This is a genomic window from Sunxiuqinia sp. sy24 (genome assembly GCF_052677165.1).
On sequence record NZ_JBQYLH010000012.1, the window covers coordinates 147,480 to 153,775 of the forward strand.

Here is a 6,296-nt window from a genome sequence, read left to right on the forward strand (position 1 = left end):
TCAGGAAAACATGTCGACCTGAACTGAGCTGCCTGAGTTTTGCATTCTTCCGCTCCAACGTTTGCTCAAATCACACGGATTGACTTGCATCAAAAAAATGCCTAACTTGAGTAGGTGAAAACGAAAATATTAATTGTCGATGACTACAATATTTTCAGGCAGGGACTCAAATTATTATTAGAGAATCATGAAGATTTTAAAGTAGTTGGCGAAGCTTTAAATGCAAACGATCTGTTTGAAATTCTCAAACAAACAGAACCTGATATTATCGTGATGGATTTAATGCTTCCGCAGAAGTCTGTCATTGCTATTTCGAAAAAACTCAACCGCGAATATCCCAACATCCCACTGCTTATTATTACCGTAAACACCATTGAATACGCCATTTTACAATGTGTCATCAACGGTGCGCGCGGGCTGATCTGGAAAAACAACACGCCCGAAGAATTGATTTTGGCCATAGAGACCATCGTGGCAGGCGAACGCTATTTCGAAATTCCGGAATCCGCCATGGTATCCCAGGTTATTCAACACGCGCAGCTGGTCCTCCCCGAAGTTCATCACTTTATTGAAATCAGCGACCGGGAACTCGAGGTACTTAAATTGATTGCCGATGGGAATTCATACAAAACGATTGGAGAAATACTCCATATTAGTCCCCGCACTGTTGAATCTCATAAGAACAACATTTTGTCGAAATTGAAATTGAATTCTACAACCGACCTGATTAAGTACGCCATTAAACATCAGCTGATTCAACTCGACTGATCGTTTGTCACATTTGACGAAGCAGACGAACCGAAAATTCCTAATCCGTGATTTTACGGATAAAATTGGTGATTTCGCCGATTGACTCAGACTACTATTTTACAGTAACTTTGCTGTCTAATTCAAAAAACCATTCAAACAAGCTACTCGCCTAACAAGCCGTTTGTCATCCATTGCTTTTCAATTTGAAATTTATAGACTTTAAGTTACGGCAAAATGGAATCGAAATGTAATGTTGTCATCTTTGAAAGCTATCCGCTTTTCTCTTCTGGAATAAAAACCATTCTGAATGCTTCAAACTCAATTAGAGTAGCAGGCGAAGCCTCAAATATTGACCACCTCCTTCAACTGGTACTGAAAACAAATCCGAACGCCATCGTATTCGATATTCTTCATTGTATTAATGCCGGCTTAAAGCCATTACGAAAAATTGCACGGAAATTTCCCCACATTCCGATTCTGTTGATTGTTGGCGAAGAGTATGCTGATTGCTTTGACTCCTATTTTCAACTGGGAGTGAAAGGTTTTATTTTCAAAGACGATACTTCAGCAGAACTGATCCAGGCCATTAAGGAGGTCTGCTCGGGTCGTGACCATTTCCGTGATCAGGTTCGGACTTTTTTTAAGGAATCTCTTAAACGAAACCGAAGGGGCAAAACTTCGAAACAACCGGACCAAAGCTTGAGTGACCGGGAAATTTCAGTGTTAAAACTATTTTGCAGAGGGCTCACCTACAAGGAAATTGGGAATAAACTATGCATCAGCCCGCGAACCGTTGAAACCCACAAACAAAATATTCTTTCAAAGCTAAAAATGAAGTCGACCGTAGACATGGTTAAGTACGCTTTCCATCATCAAATTCTAAACTAATTTATATGCGTGGTCACCCATGACCTTCAATATCAATCACCGCAATATATCCGTAAAATACCGGATTGAACGGCCTGATCCATTTTCGTATTTTGAATTCCGGCAGATGAGATTCCAGGCCACGACAGGCGCTCCAAAAATTTGGAATGAGACTCAGCTGAAGTGTTGACAGGATTCAACGGAAACATTTTTCCGGAATGTCTTTTAAAAATATGGAAATGAAAACGAATCAGCCTGAAATCAAACTGGATGAATTAATCATGGTCGAACCGCCCTACTGTATTCTTCAGGATTTAAAACTTTTGGATGACGGATCAATTACTGCTAAAGTTTTCAATGAATACCAACCTCCAGATGAAGCAGGCCCCATTGCCGGTGCCGAATTTGGAAGGCACATTGCCATTTTAGGATCCATAGCCTTGGCCAATGCCTTAAAACACAATCACAGCCACTATTTCCTGGCAGTCCGTGCAAATATCAAACGCGAAATGCCAGACGTTTATCGTTTCGACAAACTAAGCCTGTATGCCAAACCAAGTAAGCTTGAAAAAAGAAAAGGGGAAATTTACGGTGAAATATACGGACGAGATAATGAACTGATCAATACCGCGAAAGTCGATTACATCATCCTGGAGCGCGAAGTATTTTCAAAAGTCTATGAAAGACATAAAAAAGAAAATTCGATCAAAAATAAAGTCAGTCCATACATTAAACGACGACACCTGACCAACATTGTCATTGACGGCCATACAGCCAGAGGGGAATTTGGAACCATTTTAAAAAACGAATGCGAAGGTCATTTCAGGCATTTCCCGGCGCTTCCGGTAGCGCTCATTGGAGGACTTTTCGGGGAATTGGGCTACCAGTTATTCAAACATAATCTTCCGGGCTATGATACGATCATCAGCCCACGAACCGATATCAAAGCACATGGCCTTGTTTTTAGCGGAGAACACCTCCACTTTGCAGGACGCATTAGTCAATGGATTAGTGATGACGCTATATTAATTACCGCCGAAGCCTTGGTCGGTGATGATGTTGTTGCTGATGTGAGTTTCATACTCAAAGGAGTCAAGTTAGAGCAGGAAAAAGTCAGCAGGAAACGAAAACTTCAAAAAGTATTTCGGCGATACAACCCATTTTCAAAGGATTAGTCGCAAAATCCACAGGTCTGCTCACACAAAATATCCGTAAGATTCCTGATTGAATCGCCCCACAATTTACGCTATCTTCTATTTCGAATTTCAACAAAAGACCATTTCAACAGCCACTCTCTGTCGTGGGCTCCCTTCGAAGGGGAAACTGCTTAACATGAGACCTTTCATTCTTTAAAGCCTTAGCGATCGCTAAGAAAACTTAAAGTACTGGTCTCAAGGATACTTCAACAAAAATAAATGATTTAAATTTTGTTTTATGAAGAAGGACTACTTTTCTATCAAAGTCACGTGCTTCTCCCGATGTTGGCGCCTTGGAATTCTTTTCCCTTTATTGGCGCTGACATTGATGATCACACCTAGCACTTCAACGGCCCAAACCGGAAATATCCAGGGAATAGCGCCGGTTATTTCTCCCGCCAATGGAACCGCCATTGATGGAAACGCTTATGCCAACTGGCAAAAGTCGGATACGATAATTAATACGATCTTTCAGGATTGGTCCACATCCGGCGATATTTTCTACTGGGGTGAGCTTTATCCCGGACCGGGAGCCGGTGTTTTGGATGTCATTCAAAGGACACCTCCTCAGCTTGATACCATCATGGCTCCTATGCCCTATACACCCGGTGTGGATAAAGATACGGTAATTGTATTCCGCGATGGAATTGGAGAGTTTGAGACGTCGGTTTATGAGCCGGGTACAAAGATTAATGGCGACCCCAATACCTACCACTGGTTGGCGAAACCGGTGCTCCAAAAGAATGAGATCCAGAATGCGGGGATTTTATTTTCCTGGGGGGATCCCAGTTTGAAAGGGATTGATGGTGAATGGGGAGACCCCAACGACCTGTGGTGCGCCTTTGCTGCCGACCGCGAGGCAATTACCGGTAGTAGCTTTATCGAAATTGAAGTTCTGCAGAATAAGATGTGGCTGGATTCGATACCTGTCGGTAATGACTCAGGTAGTTTCCACTCAAACGGTCCACATGGAGGACGTACTATTGGAGACTACGGAGTAACAGTCGAATTCACTCAGGGGGGAGCGGACGCAAATGTGATCGTTACTCGTTGGACGTATGATGGACTTGATAACAAAGGAGATAGTACTTTCAGCTACCATGAAGTCCCCTCGAGCTTGGATGATCCGGTCAATGGTTATCCTTATGGTTCCATTCTGGCAACTGTAAACACGGAAAAAACCTATGTGCATTTCCCTGCATTTGGGCAGATTGAATCAGTCACTCTCGACAAATTTAATTATGACGGGACTGCTAATGGAGATACCACGCTTACGCTTCCTTTTTACCAGGTTAACCAATGGTGTGAGGGAGCTTTTAATATAAGCGCCCTGTTTGAATTGAATGAAAATCCTTGCTTTGTTATCAGCACTGTAAATATTAGAACCAAGACATCCGGATCGTCTGATCAGGCTAATGTCGTGGATTTCCCTGGACCACCAATCCAGTTGAATATCACCTCTGATCCTCCTATTGCGGATTGTCCCGGAGATACAACTTTGGAATGTGCCACAAATGCGGAAATCACTCAGGCCTATACAGACTGGAAGAATGGATTCTCATTCTCTGGCGGAAATCCACCTGTCGTTGTCACTTCAGGAGCATTCCCATCCTTGCCTGCTGATCCCAAATGTGATGGATTTAGCCTGGATTATAAATATGTTGTTCAGGATAGTTGCGGTAGAGTAGATTCTTGTACGGCATCATTTGATGTCATTGCCGATACGACACCACCGAGCATCACTTGTCCTTCCGATGCTACTGTTGAATGTACCGGATCAACTGTTCCTGCAGCAACAGGCCAGGCAACAGCAACTGACAATTGTGGAGGACCAGTCGTCATTACCTTTGCTGATGTTTCAGTAACCGGATGTGGTAATACTGAAACTATTACACGTACCTGGACTGCAGTTGATGAGTGTAGTAACACATCGACCTGTGTTCAGATCATTACAGTCGTTGACACGACACCTCCTAGCATTAGCTGTCCTGCAGATTTGACTGTAGAATGTACCGAATCAACAGAACCGTCGGCAACAGGAATAGCAACGGGTAGTGATACCTGTGGAGATGTAGCGATTACCTATTCAGATTCTTCTACACCTGGTTGTGGTAATACTGAGACTATTACACGTACCTGGACTGCTACGGATGATTGTGGGAACACTGCAACATGTGACCAGCTAATCACGGTAGTTGACACAACACCACCTAGCATTAGCTGCCCTGCAGATTTGACTGTTGAATGTACCGAATCAACAGAGCCGTCGGCAACAGGAATGGCAACGGGTAGCGATACCTGTGGAGATGTAGCGATTACCTATTCAGATTCTTCTACACCTGGTTGTGGTAATACTGAGACTATTACACGTACCTGGACTGCTACGGATGATTGTGGTAACACTGCAACATGTGACCAGCTAATCACGGTAGTTGACACAACACCACCTAGCATTAGCTGCCCTGCAGATTTGACTGTTGAATGTACCGAATCAACAGAGCCGTCGGCAACAGGAATGGCAACGGGTAGCGATACCTGTGGAGATGTAGCGATTACCTATTCAGATTCTTCTACACCTGGTTGTGGTAATACTGAGACTATTACACGCACCTGGACTGCAACGGATGATTGTGGTAACACTGCAACATGCGACCAGCTAATCACGGTAGTTGACACGACACCACCTAGCATTAGCTGTCCTGCAGATTTGACTGTAGAATGTACAGATCCAACCGATCCGTCGGCAACAGGAATGGCAACGGGTAGTGATACCTGTGGAGATGTAGCGATTACCTATTCAGATTCTTCTACACCTGGATGTGGCAATACTGAGACTATTACACGTACCTGGACTGCAACGGATGATTGTGGGAACACTGCCAGCTGTGTTCAGATAATCACGGTAGTTGACACAACACCTCCTAGCATTAGCTGTCCTGCAGATTTGACTGTAGAATGTACAGATCCAACCGATCCGTCGGCAACAGGAATGGCGACGGGTAGCGATACCTGTGGAGATGTAGCGATTACCTATTCAGATTCTTCTACACCTGGTTGTGGTAATACTGAGACTATTACACGCACCTGGACTGCAACGGATGATTGTGGTAACACTGCAACATGCGACCAGCTAATCACGGTAGTTGACACAACACCTCCGTCAATTACTTGTCCTGCTGATGCCACTGTAGAATGTACAGATCCAACCGATCCGTCGGCAACAGGAATGGCAACGGGTAGCGATACCTGTGGAGATGTAGCGATTACCTATTCAGATTCTTCTACACCTGGTTGTGGTAATACTGAGACTATTACACGCACCTGGACTGCAACGGATGATTGTGGTAACACTGCAACATGCGACCAGCTAATCACGGTAGTTGACACAACACCTCCGTCAATTACTTGTCCTGCTGATGCCACTGTAGAATGTACAGATCCAACCGATCCGTCGGCAACAGGAATGGCAACGGGTAGTGATAC

Annotated in this window: 4 protein-coding genes; all 4 read left to right on the forward strand. The window is 44.0% G+C overall.

Features of this window, described 5'->3' with window-relative positions:
• Positions 1-114: 114 nt before the first annotated feature.
• The gene (locus ACUNWA_RS12010) at positions 115-768 is read left to right on the forward strand and encodes a response regulator (RefSeq protein WP_445592158.1); all 654 of its coding nucleotides are present in this window, start codon (positions 115-117) and stop codon (positions 766-768) included.
• A 216-nt stretch (positions 769-984) separates the two neighbouring features.
• A complete protein-coding gene (locus ACUNWA_RS12015) occupies positions 985-1,638 on the forward strand; it encodes a LuxR C-terminal-related transcriptional regulator (protein WP_445592159.1) in 654 nt (217 codons plus the stop codon).
• 218 nt (positions 1,639-1,856) lie between these two features.
• Entirely contained in the window at positions 1,857-2,792 is a 936-nt protein-coding gene (locus tag ACUNWA_RS12020) for a hypothetical protein (protein ID WP_445592160.1), read from the forward strand.
• Between the two features lie 259 nt (positions 2,793-3,051).
• Positions 3,052-6,296: hypothetical protein (locus ACUNWA_RS12025; RefSeq protein ID WP_445592161.1), on the forward strand; the 3,245-nt coding region annotated here is incomplete at its 3' end.

Coding starts and splice junctions, on each gene's coding strand:
- ACUNWA_RS12015 (WP_445592159.1), top strand. CDS start 985: ATGGAATCGAAATGTAATGTTGTCATCTTTGAAAGCTATCCGCTTTTC.
- ACUNWA_RS12020 (WP_445592160.1), top strand. CDS start 1,857: ATGAAAACGAATCAGCCTGAAATCAAACTGGATGAATTAATCATGGTC.